Source organism: Pseudonocardia sp. P-1, from assembly GCF_058111925.1.
This window is the reverse complement of the sequence record NZ_CM176614.1, coordinates 956,898-978,527: the sequence shown is the minus strand read 5'-3', so window position 1 is coordinate 978,527 and position 21,630 is coordinate 956,898. Positions and strand designations below refer to the sequence as shown.

Annotated in this window: 19 protein-coding genes, 1 other RNA gene and 1 pseudogene; 14 read left to right on the top strand and 7 right to left on the bottom strand. The window is 72.7% G+C overall.

The annotated features are described in order from the left end of the window. Position 1: 1 nt before the first annotated feature. From AC0GKK_RS04620 to AC0GKK_RS04605, 4 genes and pseudogenes are all read left to right on the top strand, one after another. Entirely contained in the window at positions 2-1,291 is a 1,290-nt protein-coding gene (locus AC0GKK_RS04620; protein ID WP_489883236.1) for an NAD(P)/FAD-dependent oxidoreductase, read from the top strand. Positions 1,292-1,310: 19 nt separating this feature from the next. Next, positions 1,311-1,713: RNase P RNA component class A (gene rnpB, locus AC0GKK_RS04615), an RNA gene on the top strand. Positions 1,714-2,265: 552 nt separating this feature from the next. Next, the gene (locus tag AC0GKK_RS04610; RefSeq protein ID WP_489883983.1) at positions 2,266-3,693 is read left to right on the top strand and encodes an ApeA N-terminal domain 1-containing protein; all 1,428 of its coding nucleotides are present in this window, start codon (positions 2,266-2,268) and stop codon (positions 3,691-3,693) included. A 24-nt stretch (positions 3,694-3,717) separates the two neighbouring features. Beyond that, a pseudogene (locus AC0GKK_RS04605) lies at positions 3,718-3,858 on the top strand (site-specific integrase); the annotation flags it as partial. A gap of 98 nt (positions 3,859-3,956) precedes the next feature. Here the strand turns inward: AC0GKK_RS04605 and AC0GKK_RS04600 are convergent. Then, positions 3,957-4,397: a hypothetical protein gene (locus tag AC0GKK_RS04600; RefSeq protein ID WP_489883235.1), complete on the bottom strand. Its 441-nt coding sequence runs from the start codon at positions 4,395-4,397 to the stop codon at positions 3,957-3,959. A gap of 637 nt (positions 4,398-5,034) precedes the next feature. Between AC0GKK_RS04600 and AC0GKK_RS04595 the strand changes: the two genes are divergently transcribed. The 3 genes from AC0GKK_RS04595 to AC0GKK_RS04585 all read left to right on the top strand — a co-directional run bounded on the left by AC0GKK_RS04595 (position 5,035) and on the right by AC0GKK_RS04585 (position 7,105). Beyond that, positions 5,035-5,646 carry a GDSL-type esterase/lipase family protein gene (locus tag AC0GKK_RS04595; protein ID WP_489883234.1) on the top strand — a complete coding sequence of 204 codons (612 nt, stop codon included), beginning with the start codon at positions 5,035-5,037 and terminating at the stop codon, positions 5,644-5,646. 98 nt (positions 5,647-5,744) lie between these two features. After that, a complete protein-coding gene (locus tag AC0GKK_RS04590; RefSeq protein WP_489883233.1) occupies positions 5,745-6,338 on the top strand; it encodes a DinB family protein in 594 nt (197 codons plus the stop codon). A 62-nt stretch (positions 6,339-6,400) separates the two neighbouring features. After that, the gene (locus tag AC0GKK_RS04585; RefSeq protein WP_062402472.1) at positions 6,401-7,105 is read left to right on the top strand and encodes a hypothetical protein; all 705 of its coding nucleotides are present in this window, start codon (positions 6,401-6,403) and stop codon (positions 7,103-7,105) included. A 16-nt stretch (positions 7,106-7,121) separates the two neighbouring features. Here the strand turns inward: AC0GKK_RS04585 and AC0GKK_RS04580 are convergent, their stop codons facing one another. After that, on the bottom strand, positions 7,122-7,535 hold the full coding sequence (locus AC0GKK_RS04580; protein WP_308819897.1) for a VOC family protein: 414 nt from the start codon (positions 7,533-7,535) through the stop codon (positions 7,122-7,124). A 128-nt stretch (positions 7,536-7,663) separates the two neighbouring features. Between AC0GKK_RS04580 and AC0GKK_RS04575 the strand changes: the two genes are divergently transcribed. Beyond that, positions 7,664-8,140 carry a hypothetical protein gene (locus AC0GKK_RS04575; protein ID WP_489883232.1) on the top strand — a complete coding sequence of 159 codons (477 nt, stop codon included), beginning with the start codon at positions 7,664-7,666 and terminating at the stop codon, positions 8,138-8,140. A gap of 11 nt (positions 8,141-8,151) precedes the next feature. Here AC0GKK_RS04575 and secD read toward each other — a convergent pair whose 3' ends face one another. Together secD and AC0GKK_RS04565 are read right to left on the bottom strand one after the other, a co-directional pair. Then, on the bottom strand, positions 8,152-10,458 hold the full coding sequence (gene secD, locus AC0GKK_RS04570) for a protein translocase subunit SecD (protein ID WP_489883231.1): 2,307 nt from the start codon (positions 10,456-10,458) through the stop codon (positions 8,152-8,154). A 96-nt stretch (positions 10,459-10,554) separates the two neighbouring features. Continuing rightward, on the bottom strand, positions 10,555-10,923 hold the full coding sequence (locus AC0GKK_RS04565; RefSeq protein ID WP_145983343.1) for a hypothetical protein: 369 nt from the start codon (positions 10,921-10,923) through the stop codon (positions 10,555-10,557). Positions 10,924-11,179: 256 nt separating this feature from the next. Between AC0GKK_RS04565 and htpG the strand changes: the two genes are divergently transcribed. Both htpG and AC0GKK_RS04555 read left to right on the top strand, forming a co-directional pair. Continuing rightward, entirely contained in the window at positions 11,180-13,039 is a 1,860-nt protein-coding gene (htpG, locus tag AC0GKK_RS04560; RefSeq protein WP_489883982.1) for a molecular chaperone HtpG, read from the top strand. A gap of 81 nt (positions 13,040-13,120) precedes the next feature. Then, positions 13,121-14,167: an ABC transporter substrate-binding protein gene (locus AC0GKK_RS04555; protein ID WP_489883230.1), complete on the top strand. Its 1,047-nt coding sequence runs from the start codon at positions 13,121-13,123 to the stop codon at positions 14,165-14,167. Positions 14,168-14,362: 195 nt separating this feature from the next. Here the strand turns inward: AC0GKK_RS04555 and AC0GKK_RS04550 are convergent, their stop codons facing one another. The 3 genes from AC0GKK_RS04550 to AC0GKK_RS04540 all read right to left on the bottom strand — a co-directional run bounded on the left by AC0GKK_RS04550 (position 14,363) and on the right by AC0GKK_RS04540 (position 16,936). Next, a complete protein-coding gene (locus AC0GKK_RS04550; RefSeq protein ID WP_062402483.1) occupies positions 14,363-14,983 on the bottom strand; it encodes a TetR/AcrR family transcriptional regulator in 621 nt (206 codons plus the stop codon). Between the two features lie 22 nt (positions 14,984-15,005). After that, on the bottom strand, positions 15,006-16,217 hold the full coding sequence (locus AC0GKK_RS04545; protein ID WP_489883229.1) for a cytochrome P450: 1,212 nt from the start codon (positions 16,215-16,217) through the stop codon (positions 15,006-15,008). Between the two features lie 62 nt (positions 16,218-16,279). After that, positions 16,280-16,936: a GntR family transcriptional regulator gene (locus AC0GKK_RS04540; protein WP_062402486.1), complete on the bottom strand. Its 657-nt coding sequence runs from the start codon at positions 16,934-16,936 to the stop codon at positions 16,280-16,282. Positions 16,937-17,119: 183 nt separating this feature from the next. On the opposite strand from AC0GKK_RS04540, the gene AC0GKK_RS04535 reads away from it, so the two are divergent. From AC0GKK_RS04535 to AC0GKK_RS04520, 4 genes are all read left to right on the top strand, one after another. Beyond that, a complete protein-coding gene (locus AC0GKK_RS04535; protein WP_489883228.1) occupies positions 17,120-18,820 on the top strand; it encodes an L-lactate permease in 1,701 nt (566 codons plus the stop codon). Positions 18,821-18,864: 44 nt separating this feature from the next. Then, positions 18,865-19,425 (top strand): GNAT family N-acetyltransferase, encoded by a 561-nt coding sequence (locus AC0GKK_RS04530; protein WP_489883227.1) that lies wholly within the window; start codon positions 18,865-18,867, stop codon positions 19,423-19,425. Positions 19,426-19,511: 86 nt separating this feature from the next. Further along, the gene (locus AC0GKK_RS04525; RefSeq protein WP_062402492.1) at positions 19,512-20,186 is read left to right on the top strand and encodes an HAD family hydrolase; all 675 of its coding nucleotides are present in this window, start codon (positions 19,512-19,514) and stop codon (positions 20,184-20,186) included. Positions 20,187-20,248: 62 nt separating this feature from the next. Further along, positions 20,249-21,607, top strand: coding sequence for an MFS transporter (locus AC0GKK_RS04520; RefSeq protein WP_489883226.1), 1,359 nt, complete (start codon positions 20,249-20,251; stop codon positions 21,605-21,607). The last annotated feature ends 23 nt before the right edge of the window (positions 21,608-21,630 follow it).

Here is a 21,630-nt window from a genome sequence, read left to right as displayed (position 1 = left end):
CGTGCAGGTGGGCATCATCGGCGCCGGCCCTGCGGGGCTGCTCCTCGGGGCCGCGCTGGCGCGCCGCGGACACGCGGTCGTCGCGGTCGACCCCGACCCCGGACCGGACACCGGCGACCGCTGGGCGCGGCGCGGGGTCATGCAGTTCCACCACCCGCACGGCGTCCGCCAGCAGATGGGGGAGGCGCTGCGCGCGGAACTGCCCGAGGCGTGGGACGCCTGCCTGGCCGCCGGCGCCGAGCCGCTCACCTTCGTCCTCGACGACGGCACCCGCCTGCCCGCCGGGATGCGGGTCCGGCGGGAGACCTTCGAGCGGGCACTGCGCTCGGTCGCGGCCCGGGAGCCGGGCCTGACCCTGCGCCGCGGCCACGTCGACCGGGTGGGCGTCGAGGACGGCCGGGCCCGCGGGCTCGTCGTCGACGGCGAGCACCTCCCCACCGAGCTGGTCGTCGACGCCTCGGGCCGCAACGGCCGGGTGACCCGGGACCTCGGCCCCGCACCGGTCGCGGGCGGCGACACCGGCATCGCCTACGTCAGTCGCCAGTACCGGCTGCACGACGGCGCCGAGCCCGGCCCGATGAGCAACCCGCTCGCCTGGGAGGCCCGGCTCGACGGCTACCAGGTGATCGTGTTCCGGCACGAGCGCGGGATCTTCTCGGTGCTCCTCGTCCGCCCGGCCGACGCGCTGCACGACCTCCGTCACGAGGCCGCGTTCACCGCGGCCTGCCGCGCCGTGCCCGGGCTGTGCGACTGGACCGACCCCGACCGGTCCGCACCGATCACCCCGGTGTTGCCCGGCGGACGGCTGTACAACCACTACCGCGCCCAGCCCGACGTCGGCGGGCTGGTGCTGCTCGGCGACGCCGTCTGCACCACCACCCCGATGTTCGGCCGCGGCCTCGCCACCACCGCGATGCAGGTCCGGGCGCTGCTCGACCGCGTCGACACCGGCGACACCGGCTCGTTCGGGGCGTGGTGCGACGCCGCGATGCTCCCGTGGGTGCACGACCACACCCGCTCCGACGACCACTGGCGACGCGTGTGGTCCGGCGGCGACGTCGACTTCACCCGGCGCATCCCGAGCGACCTGATCCTCGCCGCCGCCGCGGCCGACCCGCGGATCGCGCCGGCGCTCGGGCCCTACCTCGCGATGCTCGCGGGCCCGGAGTCCCTCGACCCGGTGGAGCCGCTCGCCCGAGCCGTCTACCAGGGCGGATGGCGGACGCCGCTCGCCGACGGCCCCGGCCGCGACGAACTGGCGGAGGTCGTGCGGGCCGCCGTCGCGGCGTGAGTATCCTCGTGCACGCGGACGAGTCGGTCGGGCGGCCGCGGCGGGACCTCCGGGTCCCGCCGAGGAAAGTCCGGACTCCACAGGGCAGGGTGGTTGTCAACGGCAACCCGGGGCGACCCGCGGGACAGTGCCACAGAGAACAGACCGCCACGCGGCTCCCCGGAGCCGCGGGGTAAGGGTGAAACGGTGGTGTAAGAGACCACCAGCACCCCGGGTGACCGGGGTGGCTCGGTAAACCCCACCCGGAGCAAGGTCGAGAGGCCGTACGTGTACGGCTGCGCAGGCGTTCGAGGGCTGCCCGCCCGAGCCTGCGGGTGGACCGCTGGAGCCTGCCGGCGACGGCAGGCCGAGATGGATGGTCGCCGAACGGAGCACCGTGAGGTGCCCGGGAACAGGATCCGGCTTACAGACCGGCTCGTCCGCCCCGCTCTCCCCGACATGCACCGGGGGAGCGGGGTATCCGCGTTGACCAGGGAAAACCGTCTCGCGGCCTCTGTCGAGTTCTCGACGCTCTCGGATGCCCGACGGCCCAGCCACGGCCCACGGAACGATCTTGGTGCCCATTCTCCCGGCAGCTCCCTCGTCCTGGCCGCCTGCTCGTCGTAGAGGCGGGGACCAGGGTGGCGCCTGCGCCATCGCGTAGCGACGCCGTAGGCGCCCTGGTGGCCGTCTCTGCGGCGTGGACACTCATCGGCCGAGGGGGCAGCATCTCGTCACGCTCCGTCGGTCCTGGCGCCCTCGTGCGGTCGTAGCTCGTCGCCCTGGTGCTCGTCGTCGATCGCCTCATGGATCTGGGGCGCACCTGCGTGGCTGGGGCCGGGTAGCCGGACCCGGCGCCGCGAACGGGCCGGAGGTGTAGTGAGCGAAGCGACGGGGCCGGCGTGGCCGGCCCCGCGCCGCCGAAGGCGGCGCTCTTGATCCCTTAGAGGCAAATTCGGCAGAACGACGGCCAACGGCGTGTCGAGTCCCGGGTGATGCTTGACGTTTCGGTGTGTCGAGCTCCGGAAGATGCGCGCCGAGCGAGAGAATCGAGTGTGTCTGAGTCGAAACTGGACCAACTGCTCGACGGCCAACTGGCGTACGCCTGGCCGTTCGCCAAGCGACTGTCGATCAAGCCGGAGCCGTTGCGAGGGTTCGTCCGTCGCCTCGAAACGGGTGCCGTGGAGTGTCAGGTTTTCGATGAAGGTGACCCTTGGGAGTCATTCAAGGCTAGTAGTAGCGATGGAGCGAAGTCGCCCGACTTTACGGCGCTTGCGTCACGCTCGACCGGGGGGCTATTGCTGAGGCCGAGTGGGCATGCGCGAAACACGAATATGATGGGACTGCGAGCTTCAACGCAGACATTCAGGTACCGGACGGCTCTTGCTAATGTCACAGTCACGGAACTGAGATCGGGTCGCATGTCGGCTGTTGAGTTGCGGTTTCCACACCTTCTGTGGTGGGCCGGGATGCAGGCGGCGCGAATTGAGAACTCCTCTGAGGGGGGTCTCAATAAGTCAATGACTATCCACTTGGACACGAGTGGTCGCGAGGATTCGGCACGAGCCTACGGCGGACTGGAGGTGTACCTCAGGCCGCATTGGGGATTCTCAGAAGAAGATGCGCGGTCACGAATAGATACGCCACTCGTCGTAGGCGTCCGCGCTCGACGGCCAATCGGGTTCGAACAGTTTATTGACCCGTTGAGCGATGTTCAGTTGCTCGCGTCGCTGGCATTGGACGGATTTGCCCAGTGTACGTCAGGTCGTGCATGCCTCGATTACCCGGGATCAGCTGATCGCTTCGATCGGTGGTCACCTCTGTGGGATCGGCAGCTCATGGAGGAGCGGGACAATCCGATCGGACGAAACGCGATGCCGTTATTCACGTATGAGCAAATTGGCGGGGTTGCTGGGGTAGCAAAGTGGCTTCGATTCTCGCGAAAGTATGCGCGTTTCGTTAGGCCGGTTACTATGCGGCCACTTTTCGGCAGTATGGCTGTGACGACCCGTCTTTTGGAGTTGAGCGCCGCTATCGAGTTCTATGTCGCGACGTCGCGACGGGAGAGGTTGAAGTGGGCGCGGCAGTCTGACAAGAGTGAGCCGAAGCCGTTGACTTTGGCTCGGCGTGCGGGGCGTGACTTTGCTCGATGGCTGGAGCCGGTCGAGATTCGACGCTGGGCCGAACTGCTCAGTTGGATGAACAACGTCACCAAGCACTCGCCGAACGACCTGGATCCAGCAGATGTCTATTGGATGGTGGAATCTGCAAGAACATTGATTAGCGTGATAGCGCTGAGCCACGCCGCGCCAAATATGCAGGCGGCTCGAACGCTATTACTGGATCATAGGGCGGCGAGGATATCAGAGGAGGTTGCGGCGGTAAGTCGACGATACTCAGATCCTCTGCCTCAGCGGTACTAGATCGAGCCGATACGGAGGACTTCCGATGCGGGGGAGAGCATCCGGGCGCTGTCGGAGTATCTGGGACACCACGATCCGGGTTTCACGCTCCGGACCTACACCCACCTGATGCCGTCCAGCGCCGCCCGCACCCGGCAAGCGATCGACGTCGAGTTTGGAGGGCCAGATGGGGAATCGGATGAGCGGGTATCGACGCGAGGAGTGAATACGCGAGTGGCGGATCCCGGCAGATCGTTATACCGGGACCCGCCAATCACCAGCAGCTAGCCATGAATTCCGTGGCAGACCGACGCAAGGTTTTCGCGTCCAAAGTCGCGGTACAGTCGCATGCAGACACGACCGTCGCGCACCTTGATGGGTGTCGCGAAATTCACCGTGTACGAGCCACCCTTGGCGCAGTTTCCTTGGTTCGACTGATTGTAGGTCTGGTAGTTCACATTGTTCCGATCAAGAAATTGAACGGACATGTGATGGTTGCATAGATTACCTGGTGATCCCCAGTTCATAGACCACGCGTCTACCCTGGTTCCACTGCCCTTGATCAGTGCTGTGAGCTGTCCTGAGGGAATCGGAATGTCTTTGTAGACATGCACACCCCAGTATGCGTATCCGAGAGCGGTCGCAGAAGCTGTGCCGGTCACGCCTAGAACGAGTGCGAACGAGGCTAGAAGAGTGACGACGACACTCGCCAATCGCTTACCCACGCGGACTCCTTTCTTGAATTTCGGAGTGCGTTACCGTATCGCATCAGGCTCGAATTTGATGATCGTCAAACTTGATGATAAATTGCATAGTTGAATGAAGCTAATCTTCCTCGTCAAATTGAACGTAGCTGTTGTCCGTTTTGTCGGTAAAGATCTGCTGTGTTGGTAGTCGCCAGCGGGTTCGGTGTTCGACCTAGGCCAATCCGAACCCGACGGCCCGGAGACGGCCCACGGCGCATAGCGGGTCTCTGACCTGCAGCGACCTCTACATCCGGCTTACAGACCGGCTCGTCCGCACCCGGTCCTGCCCGTCGTCCGATCCCCACCGGGCACCCGGTGCGCGACCGGGGCCGGCGCCGGCGCGAGGGCGTGACCACGCCGTCCGGGGCGCCGGGGAGGACCGGGACGGCCCGACTCCCGTGATCCGCGTGGGTCGGGGTCGGCTCGTCGCCGGGCCGGGGCCCAGTGCACCCAACGGCTCGTGATCGGGAGCGAATCACGGCGACGGCCCGCGGACCAGTGGATTCCCGGGTGTGCCGTGTCGCGCGGACGACTCCGGGACCGGGCTCGCCGGCCGGGGCCCGCGCGGACGGGGCGTGGCGGCGTGGTCGCCCCGGGCACGTGTGACGATCTGCCGGTGAGCAGCACCCGCGACCTCCGCGTCGTCGCGCTGGGGGACTCCTTCGTCGCCGGTGTCGGCGACCCCGACTGCCGGGGGTGGTTCGGCCGCCTCATGGCGGCGGTCGGGCGCCGGGGCGTCCCGACGACCGCCTACAACCTGGGGATCCGCCGCAACACCAGCTGCGACGTCCTCGCCCGCTGGGAGCGCGAGACGGGCGCACGCCGTGCCCCCGGGTGCGACGAGCGCCTGGTCCTGTCCTTCGGTGTGAACGACGGCGTCGAGGAGGACGGCCGGTGCCGGGTGGAGCCGGACGTCACGGTCGCGAACCTGACCCGCCTGCTCGCCGGGGCCGGGGCCGCGGGCCTGCAGGCCTTCGTCGTCGGACCCCCGCCGATCGCCGACGCCGCGGTGAACCGGCGGGTGCGGGACCTGACCGCGCGGTTCCACGGGGTGTGCGACGCCGCCGGGGTGCCCTTCGTCGACGTGTTCGACGCGCTGTCGGCCGACGAGGTGTGGACGACCGGGGTCCGCGACGGAGACGGAGCCCACCCCGGTGCCGACGGCTACGACCGCCTCGCCCGGCTCGCGATGCCGGCGTGGCTGTCGTGGATCGGCGCGGCCCGGTAGCGGATCCGTCGGAGCTCCCTCGGCCGTCGAGGACCGGACCTGACCGCATCGGGCGGCACAGTCGTCCTCGAACCGCTCCCGAGCACCCGGAGGACCCCATGTACGCACCCGCCCGCCACGACGAGGTCACCGGCCTCCTGAACTACATCGACGTGCAGCTCACGGCGATCCGCTCCGCGCTCCTCGGCCTCACCGAGGAACAGGCCCGCGCGACCCCGTGCCGCAGCGCGCTGTCCGTCGGTGGCCTGGTCAAGCACGCCGCCTACTGCATGCGCGGCGCGCTGGACCGGCTGACCGGTGACGTCACCGAGCAGCCGCTCGACGCGGCCGCGGTCGCCCTGTTCACCGGCAGCTTCACCGTCGGCGACGACGAGACCGTCGCGGCGACCGTCGAGGAGTTCGACCGGGTCCGGGCCGAGCTGCTCGCCACCGTCGCGAAGACCGACCCGGCCGGCGACTCGACCGCCCCGCCCGCCCCCTGGCACGGGATCTTCGACGCGCGGCCGATCCACGCCCGCTACTACCTGGTGCACCTGGTCGAGGAGTTCGCCCGGCACGCCGGGCACGCCGACATCCTCCGCGAGCAGATCGACGGCGTCGCGGTACCCGCGCTGGTGCTCACCCTCGCCGGGGCGCCCGCCAACGACTTCTTCCAGCCCTACGAGGCGGCGCCGGGCACGCTGCTGGCCTGAACCGGGCGGTATCCCCGGGCGTCCCCGGTCGTTGATCCCCACGACCGGCTCGGGGAGGGCGGATGCGTCGAGGACGACGGAACGGACTGATCGCCACGGCCGCGGCCGTCGTCGCGCTCGTGGGGCTCGCCTCGCTGCAGCCCGCCGTCGCGGTCGGCCCGTTCGGCCCCTCGGGGCGGGTGACCGTCACCCCGGCGGCGTCGAACCAGTTCGCCGGGACCCTCGACGAGGGCTCCGGCAGCCGCGAGTTCACCGCCCGCCACGGCGCCCCGCCCGACGGCGGCAGTGGCGCCCTCGAGCTGCGCACCCCGGGCGACGGGGACAAGCGCCAGTACGTCACCGACGAGGTCGCCGGCCCGTTGTCCCGGTTCACCGACGCGAGCTACTGGGCGTACCGCGACCCGGCGTCGTCGAGCGGGGCGATGCCGTCGTTCGCGATCGCCGTCGACGTGAACGGCGGCACCCTGGAGGCCGGCGACCTGTACGTCCTCACCTACCTGCCCGACCGCGCACCGGCCGGCACCTGGACCCGCTACGACGTCGGGTCCGGCACCTACTGCACGACGCAGCAGATCGGCCGGGTCGACGCCTACCGGCAGTGCCGCGACGGCGGCGAGCAGCGCACGCTGCCCGACATCATGGCCGCGTACCCGGACATGACCGCCTACGCCGCCGGGTTCAACCAGGGCGGCGGCGACGCCGGCCTGGTCTCGGCCGTCGACCTGCTCCGGGTCGGCGGGCGCACCTACGACTTCGAGCCCGGCTGAGCCGGTCGCGGCGACCTCAGGTCACGCAGAACTCGTTGCCCTCGGGGTCGCACAGGGTGGTGGTGACCGGGCCGCGGTCGGCGGTCGTCCACAGCACCCGGGCGCCGAGCGCGACCAGGCGCTCCACCTCCGCGGGGGCCTCCTCCGGGCCGACCTGCAGGTCCAGGTGCACCCGGTTCTTGGCGGACTTCGGCTCCGGCACCCGCTGCACGAACAGCCGCGGACCCGGCCCGCGGGCGGTGGCGACGTCGCGGAAGCCACGCCGGTCGCCGTCGACGAGCACGTCGGCCTCGCCGAGGTGGCCGGCGGCCAGCAGTCCCTCGACGACGGCGGTGTGGTCCTCCACCTCGTAGCCGAGGGCGGCCGCCCAGAACCGCGCGAGGGCATGCGGGTCGGCGGCGTCGAACGCGATCTGCAGGGTCGGGGTCACGGCGACCATCCTGGCCGCTGATGCGGACAGCGGGTGTCCGCGTCGGCGCGAGCGGAACCGCTCGGGCGGAACTGTCGGGGGTCCGGTGCAGCATGCGTCCCGACCCACCCCGAGCGCCGGAGGCCCCCGTGGACCAGCCCACCCCCGCCGACCCCGTCATGGACGCCGTCGCCGCCGTCGTCGAGGCCGGCCGGGCCGGGGACCGGGCCGGGGCCCGCACCCGGTTCGACGCGCTGTGGGAGCAGGTGACCGCCGACGGCGACCCGTTCCACCGGTGCACGCTGGCCCACTACGCCGCCGACGTGCAGGACGACCCGCACGCCGAGCTGCTGTGGGACGAGCGCGCCCTGGCCGCCGCCGAGGAGCTGACCGACGAGCGGGCGCAGCGCCACCACGCCGGGCTGACGGTCGGCGGGTTCCTGCCGTCGCTGCACCTGAACCTGGCCGACGTGCACCGCCGCCTCGGCGACGACGACCGGGCGCGCCACCACCTGACCCGGGCCCGGGACCGGGTGGGGGCGCTGCCCGACGACGGCTACGGCGCGATGATCCGCGCCGGGATCGACCGCTGCGGCGAACGCCTCGACCTCGGGGACCGCACGTGAGGGAGCCGCACTCAGACGACCGCGCCGTCGCCGGCGCGGCGCCGTGCCCGGTCGGCCTTCGACGGGTGCCGCCGTCCCGCCTTGCCGACCGGCTGCTTCGCTCCGGAGGTCCGCGGCGCGGGCCCGGTCCAGCGCTGCTGCAGCAGGATCGACACCGGCCCGGCGACGACGATCGTCGACACCGTCCCGACCACGATGCCCACGATCAGCGCCAGTGCGAAGTCCCCGAGGGTCGCCCCGCCGAGGAACAGCAGCATGACCAGGATCGTCAGCGTCGAGATGCCGGTGTTCACCGTCCGCGGCAGCGTCGAGAGCACCGCCGACCCCACGACCCGGTGGAACGGCACCTTCGCGTTGCGTGCCCAGTGCTCGCGCACGCGGTCGAACACGACCACGGTGTCGTTGACCGAGTAGCCGATGACGGTGAGCAGCGCCGCGAGGAACACGCCGTCGGCGGTGCGCCCGGTCCAGGCGAACACCCCGACCACCACGAGCACGTTGGTCAGCAGCGCCGCGACCGCGCCGGCGCCGAGCGTCCAGCGGAACCGGAACGCGAGGTAGAGGAACTGGGCGGCGAGCGCGACACCGAGCGCGATGATGCCGCCGCGGGCCAGCTCGGCACCGAGGCTGGGGCCGATGAGCTCGTCGCGCAGCACCTCCGCGCCGCCGCCCGCCGCGCCGACGACCTCGCGCAGCTGTCCGACCTGGGCGTCGGTGAGCTCGCCGGAGCGCAGCGCGACCGCGCCGTCGCCGGTCTCGGTGACGGTGAGCCCGCCGATCCCGGTGGTACCGACGGCGTCGCGGACCTGCTCCACGCTCACCGGGTCCGTCGTCGTGAACTCGACCAGCCGGCCGCCGGTGAACTCGACACCGAGCTCCAGGCCGCGCACGAACAGCCCGGACACCATCACGACCACCACGACCCCGGCGACGGCGAGGTAGCGCCCCGGCCGCCGCAGGAACCCGGGGTCGCTCGCCTCGAGCCTGCGCCGGACCGGGCCGATCGCGGTGATGCCGGTGATCCCCGGCCTGCGCTTCACCGCCGGGATCTTCAGGACGGCGAGGGTGAGCAGCCGGGACAGCACCAGCGCCGAGAACAGCGACACGACCACGCCGATGACCAGCGTGACGCCGAACCCGCGGACCGGGCCCGAGGCGAGCCCGAACAGCAGCACGGCGGCGAGCAGCGAGGTCACGGCGACGTCGCCGACCGCGGACAGCGAGTTCGCATAGCCCAGCTCCGAGGCACGTTCCAGGCGTGGCTTCGCCGCGTACTCCTCGCGGGAACGTTCGGCGATCAGCACGTTCGCGTCGACGGCCATGCCGACCGCAAGGACGAACGCGGCCAGGCCGGGCAGCGTCAGCGTGGCACCGAGCCCGGTCTGCACCGAGTAGGCGACGAGTGCGTACCCGCCGAGCGCGACGACGGCGACCAGCCCGACGAGCCGGTACACCACGATGAGGAACGCCCCGGCCAGCGCCGAGCCGATGATCGCGGCCCAGGCGCTCGCGGAGATCGCGTCCGCACCCAGGGTCGGTCCGACGGTCCGCTGCTCGATGATCTCCACGGGCAGCGGGAGGGCGCCGCCCTCGATCAGCACGGCCAGCTCGGAGGCCTGCTCGGGGGAGAAGTTGCCGGTGATCTGGGTCTGCCCACCGAGCATGCCGACGTTGCACGGGATGTTCTCGACGACCTGCGGGGAGGAGATGACCTGCTGGTCGAGCACGATCGCGACCCGGCGCTGCGGATCGCCGGGCGGCGCGCACGCGGCCTGGCCGGTGAGGGACTGCCAGCGGGCGGGGCCGTCGCCGTCGAAGCTGATGTTCACGATGTGCCCGACGCCCTGCGGGTTGGGCGAGGACATCGCCGAGCCCACCATGTCGCCGGTCAGCGCCGGTGGCCCGAGCTGGAGCGGCTGGCCCTGCTCGTCGGTGCCGGGAGCGCCCCCGGCGGCGGGGTCGCCGATCCCGAGCACCGGGTGCATCGTCAGCTGCGCGGTGCGGCCGAGGGTCTCCGCGGCCTCGGCGGGGTCGGTCAGCCCGGGGAGCTCGACGATGATCCGGTTCTCACCGGACCGGGCCAGGCTGGGCTCGGCGACACCGAGCCCGTCGATGCGCCCGCGCAGCACCTCCATCACGCGGTCGGTGGCCTCGCCGTCGGCGGCGACCTCGGGGGTGTCGCGGGTCTCCAGGACGATCTGGGTGCCGCCGCGCAGGTCCAGCCCCAGCGTGGGGGCGGTGGTGAACGCGACGACGGAGGACAGGACGAGCACGGCGAGCGCGATGAGCGCCCGCCAGAGCACGGGGCGTGGCTTCACGGGGATCCTCGGCGGCGGGCGCCCCGGTCGGGACCGGGGCACGGCGGGGTGGTGCGGGGGGAGTGGCGGACGGCGGCGACCGGTGGGGTCGTCCGGTCAGGCCCGCGGCGGACCCCGCGACCCGATGTCCGCGCCGCTCCCGGGTTCCGGGGCGGCGGTCGTCGTCCAATCTTCGGCGGGCGCGGGTGCACCGTGCCCGAGCCACGCGGCGTCGAGGACCAGCACGTCCAGGGCGGGCCCGGGGTGGCCGGTCGCGTCCGGGGCGACCGGACCGTCGTGCGCGGAGCGCCCCAGCAGCGCGGGCCGGGGTGCCTCGGCGGGCGCGACGTCCTGCCCGACCGAGGCCGCGGCCGTGGCCGGGACGGCCTCGGCGGTCAGCGACCCGGCGATCGGGGCGAGCGCAGCGACCAGCGACAGCAGCAGCACCGCGACGAGGCGGCGGGCCGGGCTGCGGGTCGTGCGCACGAGGGTGATCCGTCCGGTTCGGGGGTTTCCTGCGGCGACGGTACCGGTCACCGCGCCGGCGACGACGGCGCAGGGGTCGGGCACCGGGCGCGCGGCCGGTCGCCGTTCGGCACAATCGCGACCGCACCAGCGTGACGACCCAGAGAGGACGACTGACGTGAGCACGGATCCGTCGACCAGCGAGACGATCGACTCCGACACGACGGGCGGGGAGACGATCGAGTTCCAGGCCGAGGCCCGGCAGCTGCTGCGGTTGATGATCCATTCGATCTACTCGAACAAGGACGTCTTCCTGCGCGAGCTGATCTCCAACGCCTCCGACGCGCTGGACAAGCTCCGCCTCGCCGCCTACCAGGACAAGGACCTGGGCGCCGACACCGAGGACCTGCACGTCGAGCTCGTGCCGGACGCCGGGGCGCGCACCCTGACCGTGCGCGACAACGGCATCGGCATGACCCGCGACGAGGTCGTCGACCTGATCGGCACCATCGCGCGGTCGGGCACCGCGGAGCTCCTCGCGAAGCTCCGGGAGGCCGGCGACGACGCCCGCCAGGAGCTGATCGGCCAGTTCGGCGTCGGCTTCTACTCCTCGTTCATGGTCGCCGACCGCGTCGAGCTCGTGACCCGCAAGGCCGGCGCGGGCGAGGGCGTGCGGTGGACCTCCGACGGTGAGGGCACCTACACGATCGAGCCGGTCGCCGACGCCCCGCAGGGCACCGCGGTCACGCTGCACCTCAAGGCGTCCGACGCCGAGGACCAGCTGCACGACTACGCCGACCGGTCCGTGCTGCGGCGCATCGTCAAGACCTACTCCGACTTCATCACCTGGCCGGTCCGCATGCCGGCCGAGGCCCCGACGTCGGAGACGGGGTCGGACACCGAGCCGGACGCCGAGCCGGACACGGAGCCCGGGCCCGAGACCCTGAACTCCATGAAGGCGCTGTGGGCCCGCCCGCAGAAGGACGTGACCGAGGAGGAGTACGCCGAGTTCTACCGGCACGTCAGCCACGACTGGCAGGAGCCGCTGGAGACGATCCGGCTCGCCGCCGAGGGCACCTTCGAGTACCAGGCGCTGCTGTTCCTGCCGAAGGTCGCGCCGATGGACCTCTACATGCGCGACGCCCGCCGCGGCGTCCAGCTCTACGTCCGGCGCGTGTTCATCATGGACGACTGCGAGGCGCTCGTCCCCGAGTACCTGCGGTTCGTCAAGGGTGTCGTCGACGCCGCGGACCTCTCGCTGAACGTGTCGCGGGAGATCCTCCAGCAGGACCGTCAGATCTCGGCGATCCGCAGGCGCCTGGTCAAGAAGGTGCTCTCGGTGCTCGGCTCGCTGCGCGACAACGAGCCGGAGAAGTACGCGACCTTCTGGGAGCAGTGCGGCCGCGCCCTCAAGGAGGGACTGCTCTCCGACGCCGACAGCCGCGACACCATCCTCGGGGTCTCGGCGTTCGCGACCACCCACGACGCCGACGCGCCGACCTCGCTCGCCGCCTACAAACAGCGGATGCGCGAGGGCCAGGACGCGATCTACTACATGACCGGGGACTCGCGGACCGCGATCGAGGCCTCCCCGCACATGGAGGCGTTCCGGGACAAGGGCTACGAGGTCCTGCTGCTCACCGACCCGGTCGACGAGGTGTGGGTCGACGCCGTCGACGGCTTCGACGGCACCCCGCTGCGCTCCATCGCCAAGGGCCAGGTGGACCTGCAGACCGACGAGGAGAAGGAGGCGGCGGCGGCGAAGCAGACCGAGTTCGCCGACCTCTGCACCTGGATGGCCGAGGTGCTGACCGAGGACGTCAAGGAGGTCCGGCTCTCCACCCGGCTCACCACCTCCCCGGCCGTCCTCGTCGGCGACGAGTTCGACATGACCCCGACCCTGGAGAAGATGTACCGGGCGATGGGGCAGGAGCCGCCGAAGGTGAAGCGGATCCTCGAGCTCAACCCGTCGCATCCCCTGGTCACCGGGCTGCGTGACGCCCGCGCCGCGGGGAAGGACGAGAGCGGCACCGTCGAGCTGCTGCACGGCATGGCCCTGCTGGCCGAGGGCGGCGAGCTCGCCGACCCGTCCCGGTTCGTGGGGCTGCTCGCGGAGCGCCTGCAGCACGCACTCTGACGCCGGGCGGCGCGGGGACCGGACCGTGACGAGAGCCGCACATCTGAAGAGTCGCTCAGGTGTCGTGGCTATGCTGTCGCGGTGATCGGGAACCCGCGCCGCTGGGCGCCGCTGCTCGCCGGACTGGTGCTCCTCGCGGGGTGCGGCGCGGGTGACCCGGTCGCGGCACCCGCCGGGCACGGCGACCACGGCACGGGCCCCGCCGCCGACGCGGTCGTCAACTGCGGCGTCGACGTGCCCGTGCAGCGCCCGGAGCGGGTCGTCGCGATGTTCCAGAACGGCATCGAGGCCGTCCTCGCGCTCGGAGCGGGGGACCGGCTGGTCGGCGCTGCCTACCTGGACAACCCGCTGCCGGCACGGCTCGACCCGGACTTCCGGCCGCAGAGCTACTGGCCCGAGGAGTACCCGTCGCGCGAGGAGGTGCTGCGGGTCGCCCCGGACCTCGTCGTCTCCGGCTTCACCGGCGCGTTCACCCGGGAGGGGCTCGGCACCCGCGCCGAGCTCGAAGCCGCCGGCACGGAGACCTTCCTGTTCAGCGCCTACTGCCCGACCGCCGACGGCGGCGACCAACAGAGCATCGGCGACAACGACGTGTCCTTCGCCGGCGTCGAACGCGACCTCACCGACCTCGGGCGCCTGCTGGGCGCCGAGGACCGTGCCGCGCAGGTCGTCGCCGGTATGCGCGGCACCCTCGCCGACGTCGCCGCCCGGCTCGACGGTGTCACCGACCGTCCGCGGGTGGCGATGCTGAACTCCCCGGGCAGTACCGGTGAGCTGCGGGTCTTCGGCACCGGCGACGTCGTGACGACGATCATCGAGGCCGCGGGCGGGCGGCAGGCGTTCGACACCATCGCCGGCCGGCAGCGCACCGTGTCCCTGGAGGGCGTCGTCGCGGCGAGCCCGGACGTGATCGTGATCCCGGCCTGCTGCGGGCGCGACGTCGGCCCGGAGGGCGCGGAGCCGCTGGCCGAGCGGCTGCGGAACGACCCGGCGCTCGCCACGGTCCCCGCGGTCCGCGACGGGAAGGTGTTCACCACGACCTTCGCCGAGATCAGCCCCGGCATCCGCAACGCCGACGCGGTCGCGACGCTCGCCCGGCGGCTGCACCCCGACCGGTTCGGGGGCTGAGAGCGACGTCTGCGCCCCGACCGATTCGACGGCTGAGGACGGCGCCCGCACCGCGGCCGGTCGGACCGGCGGGCCCGGCGACCACCCGGGTTCCGGGGGAAGGAGTGCGGATCCGCCCGGCGCCGTTGCCGAGCGGACGACCGGAACCGTAGCGGGTCCGCGCCGCCCGCGACAGCGACCGTGCCCCGATCGTTGCTAGGGCTCCTCCGAGCCCGGGGGGAGCGGCGGGTTGCCCGGTCGCAGCCCGTCGAGCAGCAGCGCCAGGTAGCGGGCGCGGTCCTCGCCCGACGCCGTCTCCGCCGCGTCCGACCCCTCGGCGACGGCCAGCGCCATGACCAGCACCGCCGACAGGTCCCGCGGAGTGAGCTCCGGGCGCACCGCGCCCGCCTCCCGCGCGCGGTCCAGCAGCCGGGTCAGCGTCCGGCCGTAGCGCTCGGCGGACTCGACGTCGAACGCGCCGGCCTCGCGGGCCAGTTGCAGGATCGTCCGCCGTCCGGCGATCGCCTCCACCGCCCGGCCCAGCGACCCGGCCAGGTCGGCCCAGGGGTCGCCGTCCCCGGCGGCCGCGGTCGGCTCGATCTCCGCGACGAACACCTGGTCCAGGACCGCCCGCACCAGCACGTCGCGGGTCCGGAACCGGCGGTACAGCGTCGCGACGCCGACCCCGGCCCGGCGCGCGATCTCCTCCAGCGGGACGTCCGCTCCGTCGGACTCGAACGCCGCGGCCGCCGTGTCGACGATCCGGCGGTGGTTGCGGGCGGCGTCGGCGCGCAGCGGACGGCCCGCCGGGGAGCCGTCGAGCGACGAAGCGGTCATCACTGCACGGTATCGCCCGGCCTCACCAGGTCACCGGCAGCGTGTGCATGCCGTAGACGAAGTGGTAGGCCCGGAAGGCCTCGGGCGGGACCGGCCCGGCCGGGGCGAGGGTGGGGAAACGGCGGAGCAGGGCGGGGAACGCCGTCGCCATCTCCATCCGGGCCAGCGGGGCGCCCAGGCAGTGGTGCACGCCGTGCCCGAACGCGACGTGTCCGGCCGCGCCGCGGGTGAGGTCGAGCCTGGCGGGGTCGTCGAACCCGGACCCGGTGTCGCGGTTGGCGGTGGGCAGCGAGCACATCACCAGCGACCGCGCCGGGATCGGGGTGTCGCGCAGGACGGTGTCGGTCGTCGTCACCCGGACCACCCCGGTGTGCACGATCGACAGCCACCGGAGCAGCTCCTCCACGGCGGGCCGGGCCAGCTCGGGGTCGCTGCGCAACAGTGCGGCCTGCTCCGGGTCCTCCAGCAGCGCCAGCGTGCCCAGCGACAGCATGTTCGACGTCGTCTCGTGCCCGGCGATCAGCAGCAGCGACGCGATCCCGACCAGCTCGTCGTGGCTGATCTCCCCGCCGTGCTCGCGGATCAGCATGCCGAGGATGTCCTCGCCCGGGTCGGCCAGCGCCGCGTCGACGAGCCGGGCCATGTAGGCGCGGTTCTCCCGGCCCACGGCCAGCCGCTCCCGGGCGGGCAGGGACACGTCGAGCAGACGCGTCGAGCGGGCGGTGAACTCGTCGCGGTCGGTGTAGGGCACCCCGAGCAGCTCGCAGATGACCATCGACGGCACCGGCAGGGCGAACAGGGCGACCAGGTCGGCACCCGGCCCGGCGGCCTCCAGCGCGTCGAGGTGCTCGTCGACGATCTCGGTGATCCGCGGCTCCAGGCGGGCCATCCGGCGCTGGGTGAACTCGCGGGTGAGGAAGCGGCGCAGCCGGGTGTGCTCCGGCGGGTCCTGCAGCAGCAGCTGGCCGGCCCGCATCTGCTCCTGCTCGCGCTCCGACAGCGGTGGTGCGTCCGGGCGGGTCAGCTCGGCGCTCCCGGCGTTGGAATAGGTCGCGGCGTCGCCGAGCACGTGCCGCACGTCGTCGTAGCGGGTGACGAGGTGGGCCTCGGCGCCGAAGGTGGTCCGTACCCGTGGGATGTCACCCGAGTCGCGGATGCGCTCCAGCTCGGCGTCGGGCAGGAACCGGTCGCGGCGCATGTGGAGCGGAAGCGTGAACTCCTCGGTGTCGGTCACGTCCGCCAGCGTAGACGCATAACTGACGGTTGGCTCTCAGTTCGCCCGGACCGTCCGGAAGGTCAGGAATCGGCGGCGTAGACGGCGAGGATCCGGTCCCGGGCGCCGGTGATGTGGGCCTCCAGCTCGGTCGAGGCCAGCGCCGGGTCGGCCGCCTCGACCGCGGCCAGGACGGCGGCGTGCTCGGCGGCCAGGGTCGACCGGTCGAGCCGGCCCAGTACCTGGACCCGGGCCACGCAGAGATGGAACTCGGCCATCAGTGAGGCGTACATCCGCGAGAGCCGCGCGCTGCCCGCGGCGTCGACCAGGGCCTGGTGGAACTCGACGTCGGCCTCGACGACGGCGGACACGTCGCCGCGCCCGAAGGCCAGGTCGAACCGCTCCAGGGCGAGCCGCGCGTCGTCGGGGACCTCGCCGCGCGCGGCCACGACCTCGATCGCGCCGAGCTCCAGCAGGGTCCGGGAGAAGTAGACGTCGCCGACCTCGGCGAGGGTGAGCACGGGTACCCGTGCGGTCTTGTTCGCCTGCCGCCGGAGCAGCCCGTCGAACACCAGCCGCTCGACAGCGGCCTTGGCGGTGGGCCGGGCGACCGCGAACTCGTCGGAGACCGACTTCTCGGTGACCGGGGTGCCCGGGACGATCTCGCCCCGCAGGATCCGCTCGCGCAGGGCGCGGGTGACGGCGTCCACCAGTGAGCGGACGTCGAGCTCGACGGTCATCGGTGCCTCCGGGGGAGCAGCGCGATCGTCATTTCACAGTATCTCTGGCTGACAGGGCAACTTGTCTGACAATGCTACTTGACTGTGCAGTGTCCGGTGCCGTTCACTCATCGAGGTCGTGTCGCGCTGCAATCCCCGCCACACGGTCACCGTCCCGATCACCGCCGATCCTGCGGAGTGACCATGTTCCAGCAACAGCTCGAGCCGCTCGGGAGCCTCTGGCTCTCCGCACTGGTGGCCCTCCTGCCCCTGGTCACGATCTTCGTGACACTGGGTGCCCTGCGCTGGAAGGCGCACTGGGCCGGACTCTCCGCGCTCGCCGTCGCGGTCGTCGTCGCGGTCGCGGCGTTCGGCATGCCGGTCCACCTGGCCCTGCTCACGGCCACCGAGGGCGCGGTGTTCGGGCTGTTCCCGATCATGTGGATCGTCTTCACCGCCATCTGGCTCTACCAGCTCACGGTGGCCGCCGGCCGGTTCGAGGACCTGCGCGCGGCGTTCCACCTGATCTCCGACGACCCCCGCGTGCAGGCGATCATCATCGCGTTCTGCTTCGGCGGTCTGCTGGAGGCGCTGGCCGGGTTCGGCGCCCCCGTCGCGATCACCGGTGTCATGCTGATGGCGCTCGGGTTCTCCCCGCTGCGCGCCGCCGTCGTCGTCCTGCTCGCCAACACCGCCCCGGTCGCCTTCGGCGCCGTCGGCACCCCGATCATCACCGCGGGCAACCTGACCGGCATCCCCTACGCCGAGATCGGCGCCGTCGTCGGCCACCAGACCCCGGTGCTCGCGTTCATCGTCCCGATCCTGCTCGTGCTCCTGGTCGACGGGGTCCGGGGCGTCAAGCAGGTGTGGCCGGTCGCCCTGGTCATCGGTGTCGCGTTCGCCGTCGCCCAGTGGCTCGCCGCCACGTACCTGTCGGTGGAGCTCACCGACATCGTCGCCTCGCTCGCCGGTCTCGTCGCCGGTGTGGTCATGCTGCGCTTCTGGCAGCCGCGGGGCGGCGCCGAGGCCATGGACGCGTTGCGCATCGAGCGCGACGAGGACGCCCCCGCCACCGGGCCGACCCCCGGCGCCGGCGGCGGCTCGCTGGCCACCGAGCAGCGCACCCTGGCCGAGCGGGCGCAGGCGCTGACCACCGGCCGGCTGCTGATGGCCTTCGCGCCCTACCTGCTCATCATCGTGGTGTTCTCGGTCGCCAAACTGGTCACCCCGGTCGCGTCGTTCCTGTCCGGCACCGACCTCAAGATCGGCTGGCCGGGTCTGGACGGCGCTGTGCTCAGCGTGGCGGGCAAGGCCGTGTCGAGCACGACCTACACCTTCCAGTGGCTGTCCTCGCCGGGCTCGCTGCTGCTGCTGTCGGGCGTCGTGATCGCCGCGCTCTACCGCATGTCGCCGGCCACCGCGCTGCGGGAGTTCGCCGCGACTGCGCACAAGATGCGCTTCGCCTTCCTCACCGTCGCGACGGTCCTGGCCCTGGCCTACGTCATGAACCTGTCCGGGCAGACCATCGTGATCGGCACCTGGATCGCCGGGACCGGCGCCGCGTTCGCCTTCCTCTCGCCGATCCTCGGCTGGCTGGGCACCGCGGTCACCGGCTCGGACACCTCGGCCAACGCCCTGTTCGCGACCCTGCAGCAGACCGCGGCGCAGCAGGCCGGGCTCGACCCGCACCTGATGGTCGCGGCCAACACCTCCGGCGGTGTCGTCGGCAAGATGATCAGCCCGCAGAACCTGACGATCGCCGCGACGGCGGTGGGCATCGCGGGCCGCGAGTCCGAGCTGTTCCGGCGCACGGTGCTGTGGAGCCTCGGGCTGCTGCTCGTGCTGTGCACCCTGGTCTACCTGCAGTCGACACCGGTCCTCGGCTGGATGCTGCCCACCTTCTGATCCGGGGCGCGCGACGCGGGGTGCACTCGGGAAGGATCTCCCGGGTGCACCTCACCGTCGTCTGCACCGCCGATCTCGGCCCCGCCGGCCTGCGTGCCCTGCGCCGGCTGCTCGACACCGCCTTCGGCCCCGGCGACGCCCGGGGCCCGGACGCGGGGGAGCCGTTCGACGACGACGCGTTCGACCACGCACTGGGCGGTGTGCACGTCCTCGCCGGTCCGCTGTGTGCACCGGTCGGCCACGCCGCCGTCGTCACCCGGCGCGTGCTGCACGACGGCGTCGCCCTGCGCACCGGCTACGTCGAGGCCGTCGCCGTCGACCCGGCCCACCGGGGCGGGGGACTGGGCGGCGCCCTCATGAGCGAGGTCGGGCGGATCGTGCGCGGCGGATACCGGCTCGGCGCGCTCGGGGCCACCGAACGGGCCGCCCGGCTCTACCACCGGCACGGCTGGCGCCGCTGGGACGGACCGCTGGGCGCGCTGACACCGACCGGTGTCGTCGACACCCCCGACGAGCGCGGCAGCGTGCACGTCCTGCCCGTCGACGCGCCGCTCGACCCGGCCCGCGCGCTGGTCTGCGACTGGCGCGACGGCGAGCTGTGGTGACGCCCGCCCCGGAGTGACGCGGCCGGTTCACCCCGATGTCGATCAGGAGTCGGGTGATCGTCATCCGGCGGCGGTGGAGTTCACCGGTGCAACTGGCGGTGCTCGACCTGGCGGGTACGACGATGGCCGACGACGGGCTCGTGCTTGCCGGTCTGCGGGCCGGTCTGCGCGCCGCCGGGGTCCGCGTCGACGGCCCCTGCTACCCGGCGCTGGACCGGCAGGCCCGCGCGACGATGGACCGCCCGGTCATGACGGTGCTCGGTGAGCTCCTCGACGGCGACATGTACCGGGCCCGCCGCGCGCACTCGGCGTTCGCCGACCACCTGCACGCCGCGCTGGACGCGGGCCGCGTCCGCCCGGTCCCCGGCGCCGCGCAGACCCTCGACGCGCTCCGCGACGCCGGCCTGAGCGTGGCACTGACCTGCGGGTTCGACCCCGACCTGCGGGATCGGCTGGTATCGGCGCTGGGGTTCACCGAGCGGGCGGACATGATCCTGTCGCCCGCCGACGTCGACGGCCGCGGCCTGCCCGAGCCCGACCTGCTCCACGCCGCCGCCCGGCGGGCCGGGACCGAGCCCTCCCAGGTCGCGGTGACCGGTGACGCGACCGCCGACATCGACGCCGCCGTCCGGGCGGGGGCGGGGCTCGCCGTCGGGGTGCGGGGCGGGGCGCACGGCGAGCCGCGGCTGCGTGCGGCGGGCGCCGACGCCGTCATCGACTCGGTCGCGGACCTGCCCGCGCTGCTCGGCCTCCCCAGCTGAGCCCGGACGGCGTAGCGTCCGTCCTGATCTTGAGCGGTCCGCGGTGACGAGGGGGTGGCGGCGTGGCCCGACGCACGGTGGCGGTGGCGTCGCTCGGCACGACGCTGGCCCTGGTCAGCTACACCGCACCGCTGGCCACCCTGGCCCCGATCGCGGCCGACCTGGGCTCCTCGCCGTCGGGGCGCTCCTGGATCCTCAGCTCGATGAGCCTGGGACTCACCGCGGTGCTGCTGACCGCGGGGACCCTGGCCGACCGGCTGGGGCGGCGCGCGGTGTTCACGACCGGCGCGGTCGTGCTGGCCCTGGCCTCGGCGGGTGGGGCGTTCGCCACCGGCACCGCCGGGTTCGTCGCCGGCCGGATCGGGCAGGGCGTCGGGGCGGCCGCGGTCGTCGCGTGCAGCCTCGCGCTGATCGGGCACGCGCTGCCGCCGGGCCCGCGCCGCTCGGCCGCGACCGGGCTGTGGGGCGCGGCGCTGGCCGCGGGGATCGCGGCGGGCCCGCTGCTCGCGAGCCTGCTGCCGTGGCGGGTGCTCTACGTCGCCGTCGCGGTCGCCGGGCTGGTGCTCGCCCTCGCCGGACGCACGCTGCTCACCGAGTCCACCGCCGGGCGCCCGCGCCCGGTCGACGTCGCCGGGATGGTGCTGCTCGCCGCCGGGCTGGCGGTGCTGCTCGCCGGCCTCACCGAGGCCCGGCGGCTGCCGGTCACCACCACGACCGTCGTGCTGCTGGTCGCCGGGGCGGCGCTGCTGGCGGCGTTCGTCGCCGTCCAGTTCGTCGTCGCGCACCCGATGGCGGGGCCGGAGCTGTTCCGCCATCCCGGGCTGGTCGCGGCGACGGTCGCGAGCCTGGCCACCGGGCTCGGCATCATCTCGCTGAGCTCCTACCTGCCGGCGCTGCTCGCCCCGGTGCACGGCACCGCCCCCGCGACGGCGGCGCTGCTGCTGCTCGGCTGGTCGGGCACCAGCATCGTGACCGCGCTGCTCACCCGCCGGATCAGCGAACGGGTCACCGGCGGCGTCCGCCTCGGCGTCGGCCTGCTGGTCATGACAGCCGGTCAGCTCGGGCTGCTCGCGACCGGGTCCGGCACCGGGGCGGTCCTGGCTGCGCTCGTCGTCGTCGGCGTCGGCACCGGGGTCGTGAACGCGACGCTCGGCCGCGAGGCGGTCGCCTCGGTACCGCCGGACCGGGCGGGCACCGGCAGCGGCATCAACAACACCACCCGCTACCTGGGCGCCGCCGTCGGCGTCACGCTGACCTCGGTGCTGACCTCACCGGCGGGCGACGAGCCGGTGCCGGAGCTGCTGGCCGGCTGGCACGTCGCCGTACTGGTCGCGACCGGGTTCACGTTGCTCGGCGCACTCGTCGCGCTGGTCTGTGCCCGCTCCGCAGCCCGCACCCCGGTCCCGGCGCCGCAGGGTTGACGGCCGGTGCCGCGGCGAGCAGC